Raw genomic sequence first — 24,922 nt, forward strand, 5'->3', positions numbered from 1 at the left:
CTTCCCATTGTTCCCATTGTTCCCGTTTTGGACAACTCGCACAAGGTATGGTAGCTGACGCAAGCCAATGCTTTTTTACGAGTGGTTTTTGCTTATCCAGAGTTCGCTAGTGCTTTTACCTCTTTTTAATATTTATTGGTCGTTTACATTAGCCGACTTTTTGGCCTACCCGAAAGCAAAAATGACCGTGGGATAGGGAGTATCACACTATTTTTAGGTTCATTTAGAAGATGGCTTTTATTTATTATAAATCATTTATATGTTGTACTAGATGATCGATAAATGATCTGCATTTAAGACGAACACGGTGGTCTCCTGTAAAAACAACACTGATATCCTGTTTAGGAAGACTCCAGTCTGGAAATAAATGAACAAAATCCCCGTCTGTTAATTCTTTTTTGATTATCCATTCGGGTAATATGGCGATACCCAGGTTGGATTTCACCATAGATTTTATAGATATTGATGAGTTAGTACTAAATTTTGCGGTAGCATTCACTTTGAACTCATGATTATCTTTATTATGAAAAGTCCATTGTGTCGGATTTTTTAGATTACTGTTAGCAATCCAGTGGGCTGAGTTAACATCCTCTAATGAAGTAAGAGGGTTTTTTAGTAGCCACTGTGAAGAAGCCACCATAATAATATTATAATGGGCGATCTTTCGACTTTTTAAAGACGAATCATGCAATGTACCCAACCTAACCGCTAAATCAATCTGCTCATTGACTAATTTATTTAATGAAGAATCTGCATGAAAACTAATTGTAATATCTGGGTGAGATTGACAGAAATCAGCAATAATAGGTATTAAGAACACCTCTCCAAATTCGACAGTGGAAGAAATTCTTAAATTTCCAGTGAGAGAATGATGCTTCTCAACAACATTTTCTAATGATGTCTGAATATTTGAAAATGTCTCTTTAAAATCGTTATAGAGTAATTCACCCGCTTCAGTCATCACAAAGCCTCTGGAGTTTCTGATTAATAGTGGAACTTTCAGAGAGTCTTCTAAGGATTTGATATGGATGCTGACCATCGCTTTGCTGATGAATAGTCGATCCGCCGCTTTGGAGAATGAGCCACTTTCAACGACAGTGATGAAAATATGGATACGTTTTAGATTGTTAAACATACATTGTTAAATCTCATTAAACTTAGTGTTTAGTCTAAACAGCTCGTCACCCTCCGTCAAACTCTATAGTATTCCGGCCATAAAATTTTTGTCAGAGGTTGCTCATGGTTTATCGCTACCGAATTGCTCTCATTTTTTTGATCGGTTTTTTTATTGACTGTATAAATATATTTATGTCAGCAATTTCTCTTCCTGATATTGCCAGAGAATTATCTGTATCAGCGTCTAGTATTGTTTGGGTTGCAAATAGTTATATTCTTGGCCTGACACTGATTATTCCTATTAGTAATTGGTTGGCCAGTCAATTTGGCACTCGATTAACCATTGTAGCATCCATGCTTATATTTTCATTGGGTGCATTATTAGCTGGTACAACAAATGAGTTTTATTCTTTAGTCACTTTTCGTTTTATTCAAGGCGTGGGTGGTGGCCTGCTTATTCCCGTTGGTCAAGCTCTCACCTTTAATTTATTTAAAAATAAAGAACGAGCAAAAATATCAACACTTGTTATGGCGGTCGCTTTGATTGCTCCCGCTATCTCACCGACTATTGGTGGTATCATTGTTGACAATGCTTCTTGGCGTTGGGTATTTTTATGCAATATTCCCTTTAGTTTATTAACGGCTTTATTAGCCCTACTATGGATTCGCTCTGAGGAAACGATGGTAAAACGCCCTGACCTAAAGGGGCTAATGTTGGTTAGTATTTCATTGGCCACAATACTCATAGGGCTTTCTCTTTACGCCGATGCTGGTTCAAAACTGAAGTCATTATTGTTTCTTATCATCGGCTTTGTTTTTGCTATGGCTTACTTGAAGTACTATCAGGATAAGTCTGACCCCATTCTTGATCTCAAAATGCTGCATAATATTCATATGCGATTTTCTGTGCTGATTTACCATGCGGTTCCTGGTGTCTTCACAGGAGTGAACCTATTGAGTATATTTTTTCTTCAAGATGAGCTGGGTTGGTCGGCGGAGCAAACTGGATCATTGATGATACTTTATGCGACAGGGTCATTTTTTGCCATGGTAATGGGTGGCCGACTCTATAATCGTATTGGTGCACAGCCATTATTTCTATCTGGTTTATTATTACACTCCTCTGGGATCGCGGTTCTCTCTTTAGCGGGAAATAATCTCACACTGCCATTATTGATTATCGCCTACCTATTGATGGGCATGGGAGGAGGAATAAGTGCCAATACAGCCCAGACAACGGCGATGATGGATTTTGACGAAGAGCAACTTACTCGAGCCAGTACTATCTGGAATCTGAATCGTCAGATGTCCTTCAGTATCGGTGCTGCTTTTTTCACATTAGTTTTTAACTTGTTGCAACAGTACACCACGGATATGTCAGCCTACCAACTGACATTTTTAATAGCCTCAGTTGTTGGGCTTAGCCCCTTGCTACTGATTAAAAAACTCACCCAGAAAAAGGACTCGTTATGTTATCCGAAAGAGAGTTAGTCGCGCATCACAGCGTTATCGAGCTTCATCAATGGATTCAAGATGTATTTACTGGTGATTCAAAGCACTCTATGTCTCTAGAGAAACTACTGAATAGCTTCAGCCCGACTTTTTCCATGGTCCCAGTTTCTGGGAATCTTGTCGGTCTACAACAGGTTGAAGCGCTATTTCGGCAGAACATAGGAAGTCGCCCATCCTTGTCCATTACAATTGAGCAATGTGAAACGCTATTAGAAACACAAGACAGCATTGTTATACGCTATCGTGAAATACATCAGGAAGAAGATAAAGGTTCTTCTCGCTGGTCCGTAGTGATTATTGATATGCATAGCGGTAATCCGCTATGGCGATATCTACAAGAAACGGCTGAGGCGTTGTAAAGATTGAGTCTATACCAGATGCAAAAATGGAGGTATGCCGCACGTCTAAAACAGTCGTTTTGACAGTCCTAAAGACAAAGTAACAGTAGGCTAAGTAACCTACCCAATAGGTACAGTCTAACAGACTGCACTATTGGGTTTTAGGGGGGCCTTATTTTGCTGTGTTCTTTTTCGGTGGCGTTGCGGAGGGTAAATCACTCACATTCCAGCCGCCGCCTAGAGCGACGATCAATTTTACACTGTTGATGAGTTGGGATTTGATGATATTCAATTCATTCTGTTGTTGACTCAAACTGGTGGCTTCTGTTGTGGCGACGTTTAAGTAATCGATCATGCCGGAGTTAAATTGATTATAGGTTACCCTCGCGGACTCTCTGGCGGATGCGGTGGCTTGTTTTTGCACGGCCATTTCCTCGTTTAGCCCGTGTATGGCCACCAGATAATCCTCCACTTCTTGGAAGGCACTCAGTACGGTTTGTCGATAATTGGCGACACTGGCGTTATAAGCGGCTTTTGCTTGGCGAACTTTCGCTTTCGTGGCCCCGAAGTCGAAGATATTACCACTCAGAGAAGGCCCAATCGACCAAACTCTTGAAGGCAATTCGAACAGGTCACTCAAGGTGGAGTTTTCAACCCCTGCGCTGGCTGACAAGGTTAAATCGGGATAATACCCGGCAATGGCAACGCCGACGGCGGCGTTCGCAGCGGCCACATTACGCTCTGCATAGGCAATATCGGGTCGACGTTGTAACAACGCAGAGGGAAGCTCAGTAGGGATCTTGGGCAAATGATAGGTCAACGGCTCAGCAGGCAATGAAAACGCTGCAGGTGGTTTGCCAATTAATACCGCGATGGCGTGTTCATACTGGGCCCGTTGCCATTTGAGATTAATCATAGAAACCTGAGTGGTGTGTAATTGGGTTTGCGCTTGGGCCAAAGAGGAACGAGAAATGTTCCCTGCTTTGTATTGATTGTTAACGACTTTTAGATATTGGGTATAGTTTTTTATGTTGCGTTGGTAAAGCGCTATTTGCTCGTCCATCACTCGCAATTGAAAATAATCTTGCGCCAAACTGGATTGCGCACTGAGGGTCGCATTGGCGAGTTGAGCGGCACTTGCCATGGCACTGGCGCGATCTTCTTCACGAGTACGGCGTAATTTTCCCCATAGATCCAGTTCCCAGCTGGCACTGCTCTTTGCAGAGAAGCTATTACTGGTTTGGCTTTGTGTACCAGAGCGTGTAGCACTCGCTGAGCCGCTGATTGATGGGTATAGATTGGCGCCTGCTTGTTCGGCAACGGCTTTGGCCTTTTCATATTGAGCCGCATATTCGGCGACGTTTTGGTTGTTTATCTGTACTTGGGCGAGCAGTTTAGACAACACTGGGTCTTGATAGACTTTCCACCAAGCACCTTTGGGCTCTTGGTCTAGTGGTGTTGCCTTTTGCCAACCTTTGGCTTCTTTAAATGGTGGACTTTGTGGGGCGCTTGGTCGTTTATAATCTGGCCCAACCACCGCGCACCCACTGAGTATCGTAGCGAATAGACTGATACACATGTATTGAATGATTCGATTATTCATCATGATCCATTTTTATCATTGGTTATAGAGGGGTCGCTGGCCGACCAATCTTCCTGGCGAATATGACGTGACCAAAACCGCCGAGTCCCTTGGCTAATCTTTTCCATGTAGAGATAAACTACAGGGGTGGTATACAGCGTCAGCAATTGGCTGACCACCAAACCACCACAGATCGCAATGCCTAACGGACTGCGTAAATCCGCATCACCACCCTGCCCAACAGCCATTGGTAAGGCACCAAAAAACGCAGCAAACGATGTCATTAAAATCGGTCGAAAACGCTTTAGGCAGGCTTCTCGAATGGCCTGTTCTGATGACAGATTTTGCTTTCGTTGGGCATCCAACGCAAAATCTATCATCATAATGGCGTTCTTTTTCACTATGCCGATCAACAGCAAAATCCCAATCAGGGCGACGATGGTCAGCTGCGTATTGGTGATTTGCATGAGTAGCAAGGCCCCAAGACCTGCCGAGGGTAAGGTTGATAAAATGGTGAGTGGATGAGCAAAGCTTTCATAAAGCATACCAAGGACAAGATACACCGTAATCAGGGCGGCCAAGATTAACCAAGGAATATTGTGCGCAAAACTGATAGAAAATTTAGCATCCCCTGCGTAGTTCGCCACAATGCTGCTTGGCATGGCTAATTTGGCTATTTCCAGTTTAATGGCCTGTTGGGCCTCTTCCAACGTGACCCCATCGGCTGTATTGAACGCGATGGTAACCGTAGCGGAGAGATCTTGGTGTGAGACGGATAAAGCTGCGTTTCCGCTTTCCAACGTGGTAAATGCGCTGATAGGGACAATATTGCCCTTATTCGTCACGATGCTCATGGATTTTAAAACATTACTGTTGCTGGTGTAATCCTTGGTTAACCCCATGACAACATGATATTGGTTTGTGTCTTGGTACATAGTGGCAATTTGGCGTTGGCTAAACGCATTGCTTAACAAAGTATCTAAATCTTTGACTGAGACACCTAAACGCTTAGCGGCATCACGGTTAATAATGATGCGTACTTCTTGGCCACCCTCTTCTAAATCCGAATCGACCCCACTAAGCTCTGGCAAATGACTTAATGCCGTTTGGACTTTGGGTGCCCATTTGCGTAGTAGGTTTAAATCGTCTGATTGGAGACTTAATTGATAGCTGGCATTGGCACTGCGTCCACTAATATGAAGGTCACTCGCGGCCCGTAAAAATAGCCTTCCCCCAGCCATACTTTGGGATTTTTGGTAGAGACGGTTAGCGACTTGCGCAGCGGTTGCCTGTCGTTCATCAAGTGGCTTGAGTCGCACGAAAAAGCGGCCTAAATTTTGACCGCCACGGCGTGAACTACTGATGGAGCTCATCACACTGGCAACAGCGGGATCGGAAAGAATCATCTTAGTATATTGGCGTAGCCTGGGTTCCATGGCGTCAAAGGAGGTGTTTTGATCCGCGCGTAAGGCACCGTAGAGAATGCCAGTGTCCTGTTCTGGAAAAAAGCCCTTTTGAATGCTGCCGTACAAGTGGACATTCAATGCAATGGTCGCAATCAGCGTCAACAGGGTGATGCGCTTGTGTCTTAGTACAACATCCAAAGACACTTTGTAACCTTTATTGAGCAGGTCGAAGGCGCTTTCAATCCCAATATAGAGGCGGTTTTTAGGGCGGTTTTGTGCTTGACGACGTAATAAGCGCGAGCACAACATGGGCGTGAGTGTCACGGAGACTAACATTGAGATCAACAGTGACACCGTCAAGGTGACGGCGAACTCTCGTAGTAGCTGACCAATAATATCGCCCATAAAGAGCAATGGAATAAACACCGCCACCAAAGAGACGGTCATCGCCAGCACGGTAAAGCCGACTTCCTTCGCGCCTCGCAACGAGGCTCTGACAGGCCCATAGCCCTCTTCCAAGTGGCGGGATATATTTTCCAGTACCACAATGGCGTCGTCCACGACGAAGCCCGTGGAGACGATGAGAGCCATCAATGAGAAGTTATCTAAACTGTACCCAAGCAGATACATCACTGCAAAGGTACCTAATAAAGAAACGGGTAATGCCATTGCTGGAATAAACAAAGCTCGGCCATTACGTAAAAAGACGAACACCACGGCAATGACTAAAGCCATGGCAATCAATAAGGTGCGTTCTGTTTCATGTAAGGCGGAACGCACCGTAGGAGAACGGTCTAGGGTAATGTGCAATTGCGCATCACCTGGTAGGAGCTTTTTAAATACAGGTAATTGCGCTTTTATGCCATCAATGGTGGACAGCATGTTCTCGCCAGAAGCTAGCGTGACACGAATATTAACGGAGGGCTGATTATTGTAGTAGGCGACGTTGTACTGGTTTTCCACCCCTTCTTTGACCTCAGCAACATCGGATAAATGAATAGCCGCTCCATTTTGGTAGAGAATGACGATGTTTTTAAACGCTTTGGCGTGCAGTAATTGATCATTGCTGTTGACCATCAGGGTGTTTTTATCGCCTTGAATCACCCCTTTGGGTCCATGATTGGTGGCGGCCACAATGGCTTTACGGACGGTATCCAAGGAAATGCCGTAATGGGTCAAGGCTTGAGGATGAAGGTTGATGCGTACCGCTGGTGAGGAGCTACCTGATAGCGTCACGTCCCCCACCCCATTGACTTGTGCGATCCGTGGCTCTAACTGATTGCTGGCAAAATCATACAAAACACTGGCGGGAATCGACTTTGAGGTCAGTGACATCATTAAAATAGGCGCCGCCGCTGGATTGATTTTACGGTAGGTCGGCAAGGAGGTCATGGCACTGGGCAATAAGCTTTGCGAGGCATTGATGGCCGCTTGGACATCCCTTGCGGCACCATTAATATCACGCTTACCGTCAAACACAAGCACGATGGAGGTAGAGCCTAACGTACTGGATGAGGTCATCTCATTGACCCCTGAAATTTGCCCTAATGCTCGCTCCAGTGGCGTGGCGACGGTGGCGGCCATAGTTTCTGGGCTGGCACCGGACACATTCGCACTGACTACAATGACCGGAATCGACATGGCGGGCAGGCTGGAGACTGGCAACCATTGAAACCCTAAAACGCCCAATAACATCAATGCCATGGTGATTAACCATGTTGCGACCGGACGAAAAATAAATGTCTTTGATAGGTTCATCGTTGCGCTCGTTGTCGACGACGTTTTAAGAGCCGATCAAAGAACAGGTAGATGACGGGGGTGGAAAATAAAGTCAGCAATTGACTTAAAATCAGTCCTCCAACGATAACCAACCCCATTGGTTGGCGTAGCTCTGCACCAGAGCCCTGGGCTAACATCAATGGTAAGGCACCAAATAAGGCGGCCATGGTGGTCATTAAAATGGGACGAAAGCGTAACAAACAGGCTTGATGAATGGCATCACGAGGGCTCAGATGCTGTGTTTTTTCTGCTTCCAAGGCAAAATCGATCATCATAATGGCGTTCTTCTTCACAATACCGATCAGCAAGATGACGCCGATTAAGGCAATCAAACTGAATTCCGTGCCATTCATTAATAAAGCCAAAAAGGCACCGACGGCGGCGGTTGGTAGTGTGGATAGAATGGTTATCGGATGGATAAAACTCTCATAAAGAATGCCCAATACCACATACATGGTCAGCAAAGCCGCGAGAATCAGCCATAAGGTGTTTTTCGTCGAGTGACTAAAAGCCGCAGCGGAACCTTGGTATTTTAAGGTGATGCTGGCGGGCATGTTTATCTTACTAATGGTGTTGCTAATGGCTTGTTGTGCTTGTTCTATGGAATAACCGTCGACCACATCAAACGACAGTGTCACCGCCGGAATCTGATCAAGTCGGGCTTTCATTAATGAGCCTGTTCTTTGGCTGATCGTGGCCACGTCGGTTAAACGCACCATGGGGGTAACCCCTGAGCCGGTGGTAGATTTACCGGCCAGATAAATATCATTTAAGGTCGAGACGGCTTGATCTTTATTGGCCGGTACCTCCAAGACAACACGGTATTGGTTGGATTGGGTAAAGATCGTTGAGATCAAACGCTGTCCAAACGCGTTATATAAGGCCGTGTCTACATCGGCGACGGTGATGCCATAGCGTGCTGCCACATCACGATGAATCGTGACGTAGCTCACGAGACCTTGATCTTGTAAGTTACTGACAACTTTGGTTAAAGCGGGCTGCTCTTTTAGGGCATTGACCAATTTTGGTGTCCAAATGGCCAGTTGTCGGCTGTCTGTATCGTCCAATGTCATTTGATATTGGCTGGGGGTGACCTGATCGTCCACCGTCAAATCTTGTTGTGATTGCAAATACAGCTCTATACCTGGTACATCAGCGACTTCTTGATTCAGTCGTTTAATAATGGCTGGGGCGCGGTCACTACGCTCATCAAAGGGTTTTAAGTTAATCTGTAACCTTCCTTGGTTTAAGGTTTCATTCTGTCCATCTACACCAATACTGGAGGTAATGCTTTGTACATCAGGGTCTTTTAACAGCTGCTTGATGACCCTCTCTTGTCTCTTACCCATTTCCGTAAAAGAGACACTGTCCGAGGCGATGGTAATGCCACGTATCGTGCCAGTGTCCTGATCGGGGAAAAAGCCCTTAGGGAGGGCAATGTAGAGTCCTATGGTGAGCAGCAAGATACCGACGATTGCCAATAAAGCCGTTGTTTGATGATTCAATACCTTGGTTAAGTAGCCATTGTAAATGGAGACAACCTGATCGAAGACTTGCCCTCCCTTTTTATAGAAGCGGCTTTGCTTCTCTTCTGGTATGCGGCGTAGCAAATAAGCACACAGCATGGGGGTTAAGGTCAAAGAAATGATCATCGAGACCAAGATCGAGACTGACAAGGTGATGGCAAACTCACGGAACAGTCGACCGACCACATCGCTCATAAAAAGCAGCGGAATCAGTACGGCGATCAGCGAAAAGGTCAGCGAAATAATCGTAAAGGCGATTTGCTTTGAGCCTTTGAGCGCGGCTTGAAAGGGGGATTCACCTTCTTCTAGGTGTCGTGAAATGTTCTCCACCACCACAATAGCATCATCAATAACAAAGCCTGTTGCGATGGTCAGGGCCATCAAGCTTAAATTGTTAATGCTAAAGCCTGCTAAATACATGACGCCAAAGGTACCAATTAGTGACAATGGCACCGCAATACTGGGAATTAATGTGGCCGCGATATTGCGCAAGAATAAAAATGTCACCATCACCACCAAAGCAATGGACAGTATTAACTCAAATGTAACGTCATGGATCGATGAGCGAATGGTTTGTGTGCGATCAGACAAAATCGATAGTTTAATGCTGCCGGGTAGCAATGCTTGCAGTGCTGGTAAGCGGCGTTTAATACTATCCACCACCTCAATGACGTTGGCCCCAGGCTGACGTTGCACTTGGATGATGATGGCGGGCTTACCATTTGCTGTGGCCGATATATATTGGTTTTCGCTGCCGGAAATAACTTTGGCAACGTCTTTTAAGCGCAGGGGCGCGCCATTTTCGTATTTTAAAATGAGGTCAGCGTATTCATTGGCATCTCGTAATTGGTCATTAGCATCAATGCTGATGGAGTGGTATTTACCATTAAAGCCTCCTTTTGAGCCATTCACATTGCTGGCGTTAATCAGTGTATAGATATCTTCCAGTGTGAGCTGGTGGGCGGCTAAAGCTTTAGAATTGGCCTGAATACGAATTGCTGCTTGGTGGCCACCAGCCAAGGTAACCAATCCAACCCCAGAGACTTGTGACAACTTAAGGGCCACTCGGGAGTTAATCCAATCCTGTACCTTGGTTAACGGTAGAGTGTCGGAAGTGGCAGCAATCGTCAGTACGGAACCGTCTGCCGGGTTCACTTTCTTGTAAGTGGGTGGATAGGGTAAATCTTTGGGCAAGAGACTGTTAGCCGAGTTAATGGCCGCTTGGACTTCCTGTTCGGCGATATCCAAGGACAACGACAGGTTGAACTTCAGGGTGATCACCGAGGCCCCGCCTGAGCTGGTGGAATACATCTGGCTGAGACCGGACATTTCCCCCAGTTGGCGTTCTAAAGGTGCCGTCACGGCAATCGCCATGACCTCTGGACTGGCACCTGGGTACAAGGTTTTGACTTGAATAGTGGGATAGTCTACTTCTGGCAATGCTGAAACAGGCAATAAGGTATAGGCGAACAAGCCCGACAATAATACCCCAACCATCAATAAGATGGTGGCAACCGGTCGCTCAATAAAGAGACGAGATGGGTTCATTGAACATCCTTGTTTGCTGCGATAATTTTCACCGTGCTGCCATCGCTTAAATTATCGATGCCCGTGGTGACCAATTTATCACCTGCTTGGACGCCGGATAAAATGACTACCCAATCGACACCATCAACGGGGCCTGCCTCTACCATGTGCTTTTTCACCTTATTATCAGGTCCAATGACAAAAACAAAGTCACCATTGTCATTAAGCTGCAACGCTGCCTTAGGTATAACGATGGCGTGTTTTAGCTCCTTAACCTGTAAGCGAACATTCACAAACTGATTAGGATAAAGGGCTTCATTGTCATTGCTGAAAAGCGCTTTTAATTTGATTGTCCCTGTATCGCTATCAATGCTGTTGCTGATGTTGGTCAGCTTGCCCGTTGCCAGCGTCTTGGCACCTGTTTGATCAAACAAAGTAACGGGAAACTCTTGGTGACGACGTAACCCTTGCAACACTTCCTGCAGATGCTGTTGGGGAATACTGAAGGTCGCGGTGATTGGATTGGTTTGCGTGATGGTGGTGATGGCCGTGGAATCACTGCTGATCAAGTTTCCTTGATCCACTTCTAACAGACCAATATAGCCGCTAATAGGCGCTTTGATTTTTGCGTATGCAATATTCAGTTTTGCCGACATTATTTGCGCTTTAGCGGTGGCGACAATGCCTTCATATTGACCAACCGTGGCCATTTGTTCTTGTACATCTTGTACCGAAATAGAATTTTCTTTAGCGAGTTTTTGATAACGTGCCAAGGTGGTTTTTGCGTTGTGTAGCAGGGCTTCGTTCTGTGCCAAGGCGCCTTCGTTTTGTGCTAAGGTCGCCTGATAACTGCGATCATCAATTTGTGCAATGAGTTCGCCTTGTTTAACGTACTGGCCTTCTTGAAAGTACACCTTCTTTAATTCACCAGTGACTCGACTGGTGACCGTTACTGACGCATTGGCTTTCACAGTACCTAATGCATTCAAATACACGGCAACATCCGCCTGTTTTGCCACGCCTGCGTAAACCGGTGTGGTTCTATTACCACCAAAATGATGGCCTGCTTTGCCCGCCTTTTTTCCTGAGCCTCCCTCATGGGAGCCTGATTGAGACGTTTTTTTCTCCGGCGTTTGCAGATAGTGCCAGCCATACCAACCTCCTGCCACCACGATAGCAATCAGGAGCGTTAACAAGAGTCGAAATTTGATGCTAGAACGAGTCGTCATTTTCTATTAAACAGCCATGTTAGAGTGATGATTCTTAACTATAAGGTAGGTTAGATTACTGAGCTGGGTCTCGTTCTTATCGTGACAATCCCAATTATCTTTAAGAAAGCAGTGTATGGATTATATAAATATCGACAATATTTTTTACCTTTATTTACATAAGAATGAGCAATATATCGATGGAACCTTCATGTAATGAAGGGCAAATATGAAGGGTCATACGAATGAGGCTCTGAGTCTTTGTCGTGTTGCTCTTCAGTAACTGTTTGTTGCTATTTAGTAACACCATGTGACTCTTTAGTAACTAAAACAGTTTTCTGAATTCAAATATTATGTTATAACCTAACAACTATTTAATACGTCATATTTTTACAAACTATTTGTTAGGAGAGATTCATGTCACTGAGCCGTCTTGTATCGGGAGTGTTTGCGCTAAGTGTTTGCTTAGTCAGTAGTTATGCGCTTGCTGCCCCTATTCATATTGTTGCCGCAGAGAACTTTTATGCGGATGTCGCTAAGCAAGTTGGTGGCGATCATGTAGAAGTATCGAGTATTCTGTCCAATCCGGATGATAATCCACACCTTTTCGAAGTCAGCCCGAAAGTCGCTCGTTCTATTTCCAACGCGAAGATCGCAATTTACAGTGGCATTGGCTACGATGACTGGATGGCTAAACTGCTGGCTGGCCATGACAATTTAGTCAAAATCGATGTGGCCAGTATGACGGGCCATCAAGATGGGGATAACCCACATATCTGGTATGATCCACACACTATGTTGTTGCTGGCTTTAGCGATTAAACAGGAGCTCAGCCAACTGGATCCTGCTCACAAAGCCGCCTATCAGCATAACTGGCAAGCGTTTGTTAAATCCATACACCCTATTTGGCAGCGTATTGATACCTTGCGTCAGAAATACGCGGGAACAGAAGTGACAGCGACTGAGCCAGTATTTGGCTACATGTTCGCAGAACTGGGCTTTAAAGTGCGTAATCTCGGATTCCAAATGGCCGTCATGAACGATACTGATCCATCGGCGAGTCAAATAAAAGCTCTGCACAACGATCTGACTGAGCACAAAGTGGCTTTCTTACTTTATAATGACCAAGTGACTGACCCCATGACAGATCAGTTAAAGGCGCTTGCGGAAAAACATAAAGTTGCTATCGTTGGGGCCACTGAAACAATGCCTAAAGGCACTCACTATCAAAACTGGATTAATCAAGAGTTGACTGGGGTGCAAAACGTACTTGAGAAATAAATGACAAAATTGATTATTTCTGCAACGGACCTACGCGTCAGCTTAGGTCCTCGCTTGCTGTTTGAATGTGATGAGCTTGCCATAGAACAAGGTGCTTTTGTCGGCTTACTGGGCGGTAATGGCGTGGGTAAGACGACTTTTTTACGAACCCTGCTAGGATTGCAAAAAGCACAGTACACCACTTTGAATATTATGGATGCCCCCTGTAAACGAGGCTCCTCGTCCATTAGTTATCTACCCCAGCTCAAAGCCCATAGTAGCCGACTTGCGTTATGTGCGCAGTCCCTGTTTGAAACCTGGCGACCACGGAACATAAGCGCTAAAGAATGGCAACGCCGCATCGACAATGCCATTGTCCAAGTCAACGCGCAAAAGATTGCTTCGCAACCTATGGACACCCTATCAGGTGGTGAATATCAGCGTTTAATGCTGGCACAAGCCCTACTGAATGAGCCAAAGTTGTTATTACTGGATGAGCCGCTGGTGGGGCTTGACCCGAGTCGACAATACCAATTGGTGGAACTGATTCTCCACTTACAGCAACATCTAGGTATGACCATCGTTTGTTCTACCCATGAATTGAACCCCTTTATTAATCATTTTACTGAGGTTTTGTTGATTCATGAGCAGAAATTACGACAGGGAAAAGCCACAGAACTCCTTACCAGCCAAACTCTAAGTGAGCTGTACCATTGTCACCTTGATGTGGTGATGCACCATGGTCGTCAACATTTAATTGCCCATCCGGATTCTGATTTATATGTTTGAATATTCATTCATGCAAAACGCTTGGTTAGCCACCATTGTTATTTCTTTGTTGGCTGGGCCTATCGGCTATTTTTTAGTATTACGAGGTCAAAGTTTTGCGGGTCACGCTCTGGCTCACCTTGGTTTCACTGGTGCTAGCGCGTCTATTTTCTTGGGTGTCACCCCTTTTTCAGGCGCGCTGATTGCCACGGTGATGGGAGGGGTTGCCATTGGTTATCTGGGCAATCGATTAGAACACCGCGATGTTGTCATTGGTATCGTCCTGACGATGGCATTGGGGATTGGTTTATTGGCCTTGCATTTTTATACGCAATTCGCGACCCAAGCCAATAGCCTGCTATTTGGTAATATATTGGCTGTTAGTCATAGCATGGTGATTCGCTTGGCAATCCTCAGTGCGCTATGTGGAGGGGCCTTTTTGCTGTTATCGCGTCCCTTGTTGCTGACCACCTTACAGCCTGATATCGCCGAAAGCCGAGGTTACTCTGTTGGTCGTTACAGCATTGTATTCTTTATTATCTGTGCTTTGGTGACGGCCGCCTGTAGCCAAATTGTTGGGGCATTGTTGGTATTTACCCTAATGATCGCCCCAGGGGCCGCCGCATTGCAGTTAAGCAGTCATCTAAAGCGCGGCTTAATTCTGAGCGCCATATTGGCGTTAGTGTATGGGCTAGGCGGTATTACTATTTCTTATTATAGTGATTGGCCTGTGAGCTTTACGATTACGTCCTTGAGTTGCTTGGGTTACGCATTAGCTCGACTGTACCGCTCGAAAAAACACCAGTAACGGCTGCGTTTTTTTGTGTGCTAAAACACAGTTTCGCTTGATCCTTTCACTGTCTATTTTGTATATTGATTTACCAGAGGCCGTTATTCCAACATCGTGTAGCGGCCTTTGACAGATAACCTCATCAAACAGCAAACCGTGCGGATCTGGCGCAGGATATCCCCTTTGGGTCGTCAAGACCTTTCCCCGCATCAGTGACACTGGCATTAGTCAGGATGTAATTGACCTTTTATGAAATCGCCTTTTACCGGTATGTTCCGGTCTCTTCGCAATGTAAATTATCGGATTTGGTTCATTGGCGCTCTTATCTCCAACAGTGGTACTTGGATACAGCGAACGGCACAAGACTGGCTGGTATTAACGGAGCTGACAAAACACGATGCATCGGCCCTTGGTTGGGTCATGGCCTGCCAGTACGGACCTCAGATTTTGCTGTTACCTTGGACAGGCTCAGCTGCTGACTATTTTAATAAACGTAAGTTATTGATGGTAACGCAGTTAACCATGGGCGCCTTATCCCTGCTGCTGGGCGTTCTGACGTTAACGGGGATGATCACATTGTGGCAAGTGTATATTTTTGCGGTTTTGTTTGGTTCAGCGGCGGCATTCGATGCGCCTGCACGGCATTCTTTTGTTGGGGACGTGGTCAATGAAGAGGATCTTCACAACGCCGTAGCGCTTAACTCCACCTCCTTTAACTCAGCGCGTATGATTGGCCCTGCCATTTCTGGTTTGATTATCGCCGCCACCAATACTGGCTGGGCGTTTGTGATCAACGGCGTGTCCTTCTTTGCGGTATTAGTGTCATTGTTCTTTTTACGGGTGAGCGAATTGAATTCTGGGACGGATGATAAGCGAGTGAAAGGCACCTTTAGCGAAGGATTACGCTATATGTGGCAGCGTCCAGACCTGAAAGCCATTCTCCTAATGCTGTTATTAGTGGCGACATTTGGGCTCAATTTTCCGATCTTTATTTCCACCATGGCGGTGAGCGAGTTTCATTCCAGTGCACAAGGCTATGGACTGCTGATGTCCTTTATGGCGATTGGTACCGTATCGGGGGCCTTGCTTAGCGCACGCCGAGAAAAACCTCGTTTTACCCTGTTATTAAGCAGTGCCTTCGCCTTTGGCATTAGCTGCTTTCTTGCGTCACTGGCACCGAACTACTGGTTGTTTGCCGCCGCGTTAGTCGTTACGGGTATTTCCGCCCTCACCTTCACCAACTCCGTGACGAGCTTAATACAACTGAGCACAGAGCGCCGTATGCGGGGGCGAATGATGGCTCTGCGAGTCAGTATTGCCCTTGGCAGCTCCGTGGTCGGCGGCCCTCTTGTGGGGTCTGTAGCCCATATTTTTGGCCCGCGTTGGGCCCTAGGCATCGGGGCTGCCTCAGGCTTTGCGGCGGCTTTCGTGGCCCTTTATGTCTTGTATCGGGAAAAACAACGGCAGTCGGTTTGATATATCTTATTCTTTTAGCCCTCGACACTAGCCCTCAAAACTTCCACCGTATTCTTTCGGAACAAGATCCGTCTCTTCTTCGCCAGTGCGGATAAGGTTGACCATCATTTGCGCGGCCAATGATGGTGGTTGAGCGATGGATGCTGCTCCTGCTTCTTGTTCTTTTGAGGTGTTTAGGCCGGATTTCACCGCACCATAGAACTCGGTCGCTGTCATGAAGGGGTGTAGCAAAGATACGCTGATGCCTGCATCCGCTAGCTCAAGCCGTGCCACTTTTGAGATCATGTTGAGTGCTGACTTTGAGCTCGTATAAGCGGCTGAACCTGGGTAAGTCGCTAGGGTCGCACCCGAGCTAACATTGATGATGCATCCGGCTCCTTGTTTGCGCATAAGGGGGATCACCGCTTGCATCATAATCAGTGGCGCAACTGTATTTATATTTAGCAGTTCTCGAAAATCTTCAATGCCGATGTCTTCAATCGCGGCATATAGCCCCTGCCCAGCATTGTTGATCAAAACATCGATTCGACCGTATTTCTCTTGCGCGATTTGGACTGCCTTTTGAACCTCGACTGGATTGGTGACGTCGCAGGGTAAAGCCAGAACATCATCCCCCAGCTCTCTCGCTAAATCGTCGAGCCGATCTTGGCGCCTCGCTAATAACACAGCACGAGCACCAGCTTGCACGACCGCACGGGCTGTTGCTTCACCAATACCGGATGAAGCTCCTGTAATGAGGACGACTGAATTTTTAATGTCCATAGCGTATTTCCTTTCTGAAAAGACGTGAAGTTGTGAAAATAAACAAAAATGTACTCTAGAGAGTCCATTAACGTGTCCATTGAAGAGTCCAACTGGACCGTCACTATTTATAACAAGGTGCCTACACTATCGCGTGTCTATTTCAGTCTATAAAATGCACATTTCTGCTTAATACGTTGATACTCAATACAAGCTATGCTAGAAAGAATGATATGAATAACCCCCTTGAAAAACTAAAATCGCTTGTCGAGAAACGTGCTAAATCCGTTCTTACCCAAACACAGATACCTCGTTTGGATATTCTCAGGGTTTGCCAACCGACCGAGCTTTTTCCTGAGATCTATCAACCCCTGATTAGCCTGATCCTGCAAGGGAGCAAAAGGATTGTCATCGGCGATCAAGTCGTCAACTATCGTGCGGGACAAAGCTTTATTACCTCCGTTGAGCTACCCGTGATTGGCGAAGTCGTAGAATCGAGTCCGACTTCTCCCTATCTGGCTTTACGCCTATCTCTCGACCGAGCTTTAGTCACAGAGATTTTGTGTAATATGGATAGCCCTTTGAGCCTGTCTGAGACGAGAGGTTTCTGCATTGACCAAGTGAGTGAGGATCTTGCTGATGCATGGTTCAGGATGGTTCGCCTTAGCGATCACCCGGATGATATCGCCTTAATCGCACCTCTAATCGAATGTGAGATTCTGTATCGAATGCTGCGCGGCCCACAAGGTGCGGTGCTCAGACAAATAGCCGGTATCGATGATCGTTTTTACCAAATCAGGAATGCTATTACATGGATTCGCAAACACTACGCGACGGCATTCCGAGTGGAGGAGCTTGCGGCGACAGTGAATATGAGTCCTTCCGCTTTTCATCGACGTTTCAAGGCGACGGTTGGCTTGTCACCTCTTCAGTATCAAAAGCAGATTAGATTATATGAAGCTCGCAGAATGCTCTTCACTGAACTTGGAGGTGTCGCCGCTGTCGCTTTATCGGTTGGTTATGAGAGCCTGTCACAATTCAGTCGTGAATACTCTCGGCTGTTTGGCGCGCCCCCTGCTCGCGACATCAGAACGCTTCGCCAAGATGCTCGAGGGGGACTACCTAAAGAATTCTATGGTTGAGAGATTACTTGCCATTTTTTTGTCATGATGAAGCTGCGAAGTAGCGACTTCCAATAACGCAGAGAGGTTGATTGAATGACTGATAACATCCCCCTTGCTCCTCAAGGCGAGTTTGTTCTTTTTACCAGTGCGGACGGTCAAGCCCGCGTTGAGTGTCGTTTTGAGTCCGATACGTTGTGGCTTTCTCAAGCGGTAATGGCTGAACTCTATGATAAAGATGTTCGCACGATTAATGAGCATCTAGTCAACATATATAATGAAGGTGAGCTTGTACAAAACGCAACCATCCGGAAATTCCGGATAGTTCGATTAGAAGGAACCCGCCAAGTTTCTCGTGAAATAGACCACTATAATATCGATGCAATTCTGGCGGTTGGCTACAGGGTTCGTTCGCAACGTGGTACACAGTTTCGCCAATGGGCGACACAAGTCCTGAAAGAGTATCTTATCAAGGGCTTTGCCATGGATGACGAGCGTCTAAAAAACCCGCCTGTTGGCCACTCTGCAGTTCCAGATTACTTTGACGAAATGCTGGAACGTATCCGCGATATTCGAGCCAGTGAGCGGCGTGTTTATCTGCGGGTGAAAGAAATCTTTACCATGGCTGCTGATTACGAGCCATCTAATCAAGAGACTACTCGCTTCTTCCAAATTATTCAGAACAAACTGCATTACGCCTGTACGCATATGACGGCCGCTGAGCTTATTGCCAGTCGTGTGGATGCCAGTAAACCGGACATGGGCCTGACCAACTATAAAGGCGATGAGGTCCGCAAGACAGACGTCACCATAGCAAAGAACTATTTGCATGAAGATGAAATTAAAGAGCTCAATCGCATTGTCAATATGTGGCTCGATTATGCCGAAGATCAAGCGCTGCGCCGTAAGCAAGTATTCTTGCAAGACTGGGCCGATAAGCTGGACCAGTTTTTAAGTTTTAATGATCGGAATGTTTTAAGTGGTGCTGGAAAAATCTCCAAAAAGGACGCAGATGATAAGGCAAAATTGGCGTTTGATAATTTCGAAGAACAGCGTCGTCGTTTGAAAGAAGTCGAAGGTGAAAAAGCTAATATTGCCGCGCTTAAAACGATGGTGAAAAAAGACAAATAGCTGTCATATCAAGGTATGCGATCCAAAATGCTTTTCTGGATCATACGTGTCGTAAGAATCGACAAATCCCTTAAAATTACTCCCAATGCAGAAAGGCCTAAAATTCGTCCTAGTCGTCGCTGGTGGAGGCACTAGTAGTGCCCCTGCGTCCTAGCCATGAAGTTGTACATTACTCGCTTTTAGGAATCGGCTGGCTTGGTTAAGTGCTTCGATATGACGACGGCGGGCGATAAACCCGCCTTATTGGGCTAAGTCGTCAAGGCCTTACCAGGGCACACTGTTCCCAAATCTATCTAGATATTTTAGTCCGGGTTTATGGATCTGAGCGAGCAGTACATTGACAATATCCGGCACCGTTTCCTCTAGGGTAAAGGGGGCTTGATCGCCTCCCAGGCCTGTACGGATCCAGCCTGGGGCCATCAGTACTATGGATCTGGCTGTGTTCTGCTCTCGGACGGAAAAGCTTTTCACCAGCATATTAAGGGCGGCTTTACTGGCTCGATAGACTTCCCGCATACCCTTTTGGTTGTTGCTGATACTCCCTTGTCCGGAAGACATAACGCCAATCAGGCCATCAGTCAGTACTAGATCCTCAAAGGCCTCAAGAACCCGCATGGGACCTAGGGCATTGGTCAACATTACTTGGTTAAATTCTTCTGTGCTGACTTTGCCGATAGCAATCATCTGATCCTGAGTGGTTGTGCCTGCATTGCAATACAGCATGTCTAATCTTTGCCCAGCAAGGCGTTCATGCAGAGTACGGATTTGTTCCTGGGAGGTAATATCCAAAGTTTCGATCCTAACTTGGTCCGGATATCGTTTGGCTAGGTCATGCAATAAACTAGGCTTGTTGTTGTCTCGTACTGTACCTATTACGTTCCAATTTTTGGATACAAACTCTTCGGCCATGGCATAACCTAAGCCACGGGAAGCACCGATAATCAAAAGGGTTTTTGCTTGAGTTTTCATAGTGATTTTCCTTTATTTGGCAGAAAGAATCACTATAGGAGGCGATTGATCATTGCGGAAGACGCATGGGTTGCACATATAACCTGCATACTATGCACTATGAGACTTTTGCACGACTACTGCGCTTGCCAATACTTAGTTAAAAACAGGCTCAAAATGCTCATTTATAGCTATAAACTCCGCTTTCTCGTCTGTTTTTGCCGCGTTTTGGCGTCGCTCGTGACATCGTGCAAAGGTCTCACTATATTAATCTTATTGAAGTCTATTCGCTGTAGCCCGTTGAATTAGAGGATGTTTCTGCCACTAATGGGGATAACCAATTCTACTTCCCAATACAGAAAGACCCAAAAATACGCCCTAAAAGATCGTCGCTGGTGAAGGCACCAGTGATTTCGCTAAGGGCTTGTTGGGCTTCTTTGAGGTCTTCTGCTAGCAATTCCCCTGCTCCATAACCGTTAAGTTGTTCGTTGCCAGCGTCTAGGAAGCGGTTAGCTTTGTTAAGCGCTTCGATGTGACGACGACGGGCGATAAAACCGCCTTCATTGGTGCTGTCGAAGCCCATAACGGCTTTTAAGTGGTTTGTTAGATCACTGACACCCTCACCTGTTTTCGCGGATAGAGAGATCACAGGGACATCTGAGACGATTTCCATTCCTGTGGCTTCTTTGGTTAAGTCGACTTTATTACGTACTAAAGTCAGGTGTTTCGTATCGCCAAGCTTTTCCATGAATTCGGGCCAGATTTCGTTAGGATCTTTGCTATCGATAGATTGGCTATCGACCATCATGAGGATGCGATCGGCTTTGGCGATTTCATCCCAAGCACGTTGAATACCAATGCGCTCGACTTCGTCTGGGCTGTCACGAAGACCGGCGGTGTCGATGATGTGCAGTGGCATGCCATCGAGATGAATATGCTCCCTTAGTACGTCCCGTGTGGTGCCTTCGATGCTGGTTACAATGGCAGATTCTTTGCCTGACAAAGCGTTAAGTAAGCTGGATTTGCCTGCATTAGGACGGCCTGCGATCACCACGCTCATGCCTTCACGAATTAAAGCCCCTTGATTAGCTTCTTGTAGCACAGCTTTGAGTTTGGCTTGAATCTCAGCCAGTTCACTGGCGACTTTGCCGTCACCGATAAAGTCTATTTCTTCTTCGGGAAAATCGATGGCGGCTTCCACGTAAATACGCAGATGAATCAAGGATTCCACCAGTTCGTCTACGCGTTTTGAGAAAGCGCCTTGTAATGAACGCAGCGCGCATTTAGCGGCTTGTTTAGAGGAGCTGTCGATTAGGTCGGCAATGGCTTCGGCTTGGGTTAAGTCCATCTTGTCGTTCATAAAGGCACGTTCGGAGAACTCACCAGGGCGGGCAAGACGAGCGCCCAAGGCGACACAGTGAGTTAATAACATGTCCATGATGACAGGGCCGCCATGGCCTTGTAATTCGAAAACGTCTTCACCTGTGAAGGAGTTTGGTCCTGGAAAGTATAAGGCGATGCCTTCGTCAAGTTGCTCGTTCTGCGCATCTTTAAAGGGGACGTAATGGGCGTAGCGAGGTTTTGGGTCAAATCCGACGATCTGTTTCGCAATGGTTAGGCTTTTGGGGCCTGATAAACGAATGATGCCAACGCCGCCACGGCCTGGTGCGGTCGCTTGCGCTACGATGGTGTCTTGGTCAATGGCGTATTGAAAGTCGGTCATAATAAAACTCGGTACGGTTTACGTCGGAAAATAGAAAAGACAAGAATAGTGCCATTGTCCATTAGCCGTAGAGTGATGGCAATCTAAACGTAAAAAAGGCCTCCCGAGGGAAGCCTTTTTTGTCTCATTTTTGTGCAATTGCTTTTCGAATGGGTCGATTAACCCTCTCGTTCGATTCGCTTGGTAATAATGTACTGTTGCAAGATCGACAAGCTGTTGTTGGTTACCCAGTAAAGGACAAGACCCGCTGGGAACCACAAGAAGAAGAAGGTAAATGCAATTGGCATTAGCTTCATGATCTTCGCTTGCATTGGGTCTGGCGGAGTTGGGTTCAACATTTGCTGACCGAACATACTTAGACCCATCAAAATTGGCAGGATAAAGTATGGGTCCATGACAGATAAGTCATGAATCCAGAAGATAAACGGAGCATGACGTAGCTGTACCGATTCCATCAATACCCAGTACAAAGACAAGAAAACGGGCATTTGCACTAAGATTGGCAAACAACCACCCAGCGGGTTGATCTTCTCTTTTTTGTACAGCGCCATCATGGCTTGCGACATCTTCTGACGATCGTCTCCGTACTGCTCTTTTAGTTTGGCGATTTCCGGTGCAAACTTGCGCATTTTCGCCATAGAGCGATAACTTGCTGCTGACAGTTTGAAGAACACCAATTTTACACAGCATACGATAAGAATGATCGAGAAGCCCCAGTTGCCCACAACGGAATGGATAAAGGACAACAAGCTAAAGATCGGTTTCGCCAAGAACCATAACCAGCCGTAATCAACCGTTAGATCAAGGTTTGCTGCGGTTGCTTCAAGATGCTTCTCGAGTTTTGGACCAACATAGAAGGTGGAGCTTAAGGTGTCTTTTTTACCTGGCTCGACGACGACCTGTGGGCCAACAAAGCCGATTAGGTTAAAGTCACCATTGGTACGTGCTTGCAGTGTGAAATTCTGACCTTGTTCAGGTACCCATGCGGTCACAAAGTAGTGTTGTAACAGCGCTACCCAGCCTTTATCTGCTGTGACTTTGACCGGCTCGTCTTTCATTTTTTCGAAAGAGACTTTGCTGTATTTGGTATCGTTATCAGAAATGGCACCGCCTAAATATGGATGTAAGCCCATATTAGTGGATTGACTTGGATCCGGTGAATTATCACGTTTGATTTGGCCAAATAGGTTACCACGCCATACTTTGTCCGTGGTGTTATCAATGGTCATCATCTCTTTAATGCGATAATTACCTTTGGTGAAACGGAAGGTTTTGGTGTATTTCACCCCGTTCGCACCTGTGTAATAAAGGTTCACATTTAAAGCGTCTTGGCCTTTTTCAAGGGTATAAGACGTTTTATCTGTTGTGTAAACAGGACGTCCTTTCGGTGAGGCATCCGGACCATCCGGTCCGATCAACCCACTTTGTGTGACGTAGACATGTTCGGGCGTGTCTTCAAGAATTACAAAAGGAGCTGGTTTGCCCAGTACTTTTGTGTATTTCAGCAGAGCGGCACCGACTATATCACCACCAACAGGGTTAATATCGACACTTAGCGTATCCGTTTGCACATGGATGAGCTTACCGGGTGCAACTTTCGTTGCATTGTCTGGTATCTTGCTACTGTCCGTATTCGCATTGTGATGAGCGTCTGGTAAATCAGTTTCTGATTCTGATTGCTTGATTGTTTCAGCGGTTTGCTGAGTTGTTTGAGCTGCGCTTTGCTTGGACTGAGGACCATAATCGTGGTTCCACTGTAAAAACAGTAGATAGCCAGTGATAAAAAGCGCACCCCATAAAAAGTAACGTCTGAAATCCATGGTATTCAACTAATTTGTTTGGTTGGACAATGGGTTCGCAGAACCCTTTTAAAAAACACGCGCTATTAAACCAGCCTTTGACGGTTTTTTCAGCTTATTTCTGTGTTGAGTGCGTGCGTTTTTGGTTTGAGGTCGTTTTTTTCGACTTCTTCGCCAATTGATCCCAAGCTTTAGCTAAGCGTTTATGCAGCGTTGGGTTATCTAACTCTTTGATTCCCTGACGAGATAAAAAGATGATATCCATACCGGCTAATAAGGTTTGGTTATGGCGAAAGGAATCGCGTACCAAACGTTTGATACGATTCCGGCCTACCGCACGTTTGTCCGTTTTTTTGGCCACAATCAGACCCAAGCGAGCTTGATCATCTTCTCGTTTACGTGCCAATAAAAGGAATTCGCCTGCGAAGACTTTGGAGGAGGTGTCGTTAAAGACGGATTGATAATCCTCGGCATTCAGTAATCTGACATGCCGAGGAAAACAATATTCGGTCATCAGCGTGCTTATGCGCTTAGAGCCTTACGACCGCGAGCACGACGACGAGCGATCACTTGGCGTCCGCCTTTAGTTGCCATACGAGCACGGAAGCCATGGTTGCGTTTGCGTTTTAGAACGCTAGGTTGAAAAGTTCTTTTCATGTTAATTCTCTCACTGAATGCAGTGTTTGAGTTTTGAGGGTTAGCATTCGCCAAGCCTCGACAATTGATACGAAATCAGGGCGCGGATTTTAGAGCCTTTCGCCAATGAATTCAATGATTACCCACCATCTATTGTTAAAAAATTAACCACACATTTGATTAACCTTTTACTCACAAGCTTGTACATCTTTAGTGGATAAAAATATTTTATCCTTAAAAAGTTATACACATAAGCTAAAGTAAATCTAATTATGTGTATAACTATCAAATAGTTACTAACATTTAAGGTTGTGCAAAACCTTTCAGACAAGGTGCGGTTAATATGTGCATAAGTAGTTGTTTTATGCACATTAAGAGTCGTTTACCTACAGGTGTGTATAACCTTGACTGTTATCAACAATCATGACGTATCTTGAAGCGTTTTGGATTTTTGTCTATTTATATGTGGATAACTTGCTGTGAGAAAGGTAAAATCCGCTTCTTATCTGTCACTCAATCAGGGAGTACGCCTAAA

19 protein-coding genes are annotated in these 24,922 nt (G+C 45.8%); 8 read left to right on the forward strand and 11 right to left on the reverse strand.

The window, feature by feature from the left end:
- Window positions 1-244 precede the first annotated feature (244 nt).
- Window positions 245-1,135 (reverse strand): LysR family transcriptional regulator, encoded by an 891-nt coding sequence (locus AC0VYI_RS25220; protein WP_199476555.1) that lies wholly within the window; start codon window positions 1,133-1,135, stop codon window positions 245-247.
- A 104-nt stretch (window positions 1,136-1,239) separates the two neighbouring features.
- Here AC0VYI_RS25220 and AC0VYI_RS25225 point away from each other — a divergent pair, with 104 nt between their 5' ends.
- Together AC0VYI_RS25225 and AC0VYI_RS25230 are read left to right on the forward strand one after the other, a co-directional pair.
- Window positions 1,240-2,607, forward strand: coding sequence for an MFS transporter (locus AC0VYI_RS25225; RefSeq protein WP_475446364.1), 1,368 nt, complete (start codon window positions 1,240-1,242; stop codon window positions 2,605-2,607).
- Window positions 2,586-2,987: a hypothetical protein gene (locus AC0VYI_RS25230; RefSeq protein ID WP_475446366.1), complete on the forward strand. Its 402-nt coding sequence runs from the start codon at window positions 2,586-2,588 to the stop codon at window positions 2,985-2,987. Before AC0VYI_RS25225 ends, AC0VYI_RS25230 begins: the two co-directional genes overlap by 22 nt.
- Before the next feature lie 151 nt (window positions 2,988-3,138).
- Here the strand turns inward: AC0VYI_RS25230 and AC0VYI_RS25235 are convergent, their stop codons facing one another.
- From AC0VYI_RS25235 to AC0VYI_RS25250, 4 genes are read right to left on the reverse strand one after another with little or no spacing between them, the layout of a single operon-like run.
- Window positions 3,139-4,572: an efflux transporter outer membrane subunit gene (locus AC0VYI_RS25235; RefSeq protein ID WP_475446368.1), complete on the reverse strand. Its 1,434-nt coding sequence runs from the start codon at window positions 4,570-4,572 to the stop codon at window positions 3,139-3,141.
- Entirely contained in the window at window positions 4,569-7,712 is a 3,144-nt protein-coding gene (locus AC0VYI_RS25240; protein WP_475446370.1) for an efflux RND transporter permease subunit, read from the reverse strand. The genes AC0VYI_RS25235 and AC0VYI_RS25240 overlap by 4 nt, the downstream gene beginning before the upstream one ends.
- Complete coding sequence (locus AC0VYI_RS25245) at window positions 7,709-10,807, reverse strand: efflux RND transporter permease subunit (protein WP_475446372.1); 3,099 nt, start codon at window positions 10,805-10,807, stop codon at window positions 7,709-7,711. The genes AC0VYI_RS25240 and AC0VYI_RS25245 overlap by 4 nt, the downstream gene beginning before the upstream one ends.
- Window positions 10,804-12,015, reverse strand: a complete 1,212-nt coding sequence (locus AC0VYI_RS25250; RefSeq protein ID WP_475446374.1) for an MdtA/MuxA family multidrug efflux RND transporter periplasmic adaptor subunit — start codon at window positions 12,013-12,015, stop codon at window positions 10,804-10,806. The genes AC0VYI_RS25245 and AC0VYI_RS25250 overlap by 4 nt, the downstream gene beginning before the upstream one ends.
- Window positions 12,016-12,411: 396 nt before the next feature.
- Here AC0VYI_RS25250 and AC0VYI_RS25255 point away from each other — a divergent pair, with 396 nt between their 5' ends.
- The 4 genes from AC0VYI_RS25255 (at window position 12,412) to AC0VYI_RS25270 (ending at window position 16,288) form a co-directional block, all read left to right on the forward strand.
- Window positions 12,412-13,275, forward strand: coding sequence for a metal ABC transporter solute-binding protein, Zn/Mn family (locus AC0VYI_RS25255; protein WP_199476565.1), 864 nt, complete (start codon window positions 12,412-12,414; stop codon window positions 13,273-13,275).
- Window positions 13,276-14,043, forward strand: coding sequence for an ATP-binding cassette domain-containing protein (locus AC0VYI_RS25260; protein WP_475446376.1), 768 nt, complete (start codon window positions 13,276-13,278; stop codon window positions 14,041-14,043).
- Entirely contained in the window at window positions 14,036-14,830 is a 795-nt protein-coding gene (locus tag AC0VYI_RS25265) for a metal ABC transporter permease (protein ID WP_475446378.1), read from the forward strand. The genes AC0VYI_RS25260 and AC0VYI_RS25265 overlap by 8 nt, the downstream gene beginning before the upstream one ends.
- A gap of 231 nt (window positions 14,831-15,061) precedes the next feature.
- Window positions 15,062-16,288, forward strand: a complete 1,227-nt coding sequence (locus AC0VYI_RS25270; protein ID WP_475446380.1) for an MFS transporter — start codon at window positions 15,062-15,064, stop codon at window positions 16,286-16,288.
- A 27-nt stretch (window positions 16,289-16,315) separates the two neighbouring features.
- On the opposite strand, the gene AC0VYI_RS25275 is transcribed toward AC0VYI_RS25270, so the two are convergent.
- Complete coding sequence (locus tag AC0VYI_RS25275; RefSeq protein ID WP_475446382.1) at window positions 16,316-17,050, reverse strand: SDR family oxidoreductase; 735 nt, start codon at window positions 17,048-17,050, stop codon at window positions 16,316-16,318.
- A gap of 212 nt (window positions 17,051-17,262) precedes the next feature.
- On the opposite strand from AC0VYI_RS25275, the gene AC0VYI_RS25280 reads away from it, so the two are divergent.
- Both AC0VYI_RS25280 and AC0VYI_RS25285 read left to right on the forward strand, forming a co-directional pair.
- Window positions 17,263-18,171, forward strand: coding sequence for an AraC family transcriptional regulator (locus tag AC0VYI_RS25280; RefSeq protein ID WP_475446384.1), 909 nt, complete (start codon window positions 17,263-17,265; stop codon window positions 18,169-18,171).
- 75 nt (window positions 18,172-18,246) lie between these two features.
- Window positions 18,247-19,281 carry a virulence RhuM family protein gene (locus AC0VYI_RS25285; protein WP_475446386.1) on the forward strand — a complete coding sequence of 345 codons (1,035 nt, stop codon included), beginning with the start codon at window positions 18,247-18,249 and terminating at the stop codon, window positions 19,279-19,281.
- A 264-nt stretch (window positions 19,282-19,545) separates the two neighbouring features.
- On the opposite strand, the gene AC0VYI_RS25290 is transcribed toward AC0VYI_RS25285, so the two are convergent.
- From AC0VYI_RS25290 to rpmH, 5 genes are all read right to left on the reverse strand, one after another.
- On the reverse strand, window positions 19,546-20,250 hold the full coding sequence (locus AC0VYI_RS25290) for an SDR family NAD(P)-dependent oxidoreductase (protein ID WP_475446388.1): 705 nt from the start codon (window positions 20,248-20,250) through the stop codon (window positions 19,546-19,548).
- Between the two features lie 322 nt (window positions 20,251-20,572).
- Window positions 20,573-21,952 (reverse strand): tRNA uridine-5-carboxymethylaminomethyl(34) synthesis GTPase MnmE, encoded by a 1,380-nt coding sequence (gene mnmE, locus AC0VYI_RS25295; protein WP_475446390.1) that lies wholly within the window; start codon window positions 21,950-21,952, stop codon window positions 20,573-20,575.
- Window positions 21,953-22,110: 158 nt separating this feature from the next.
- Window positions 22,111-23,772: a membrane protein insertase YidC gene (gene yidC, locus AC0VYI_RS25300; RefSeq protein ID WP_475446392.1), complete on the reverse strand. Its 1,662-nt coding sequence runs from the start codon at window positions 23,770-23,772 to the stop codon at window positions 22,111-22,113.
- A gap of 94 nt (window positions 23,773-23,866) precedes the next feature.
- Entirely contained in the window at window positions 23,867-24,265 is a 399-nt protein-coding gene (gene rnpA / locus AC0VYI_RS25305; protein ID WP_199476574.1) for a ribonuclease P protein component, read from the reverse strand.
- Between the two features lie 8 nt (window positions 24,266-24,273).
- A complete protein-coding gene (rpmH, locus tag AC0VYI_RS25310) occupies window positions 24,274-24,408 on the reverse strand; it encodes a 50S ribosomal protein L34 (protein WP_013663328.1) in 135 nt (44 codons plus the stop codon).
- Between the last annotated feature and the right edge of the window lie 514 nt (window positions 24,409-24,922).

The sequence above is a fragment of the Marinomonas sp. 63XJN7_9_ISO-PGPR-S23-217 genome, assembly GCF_056173515.1.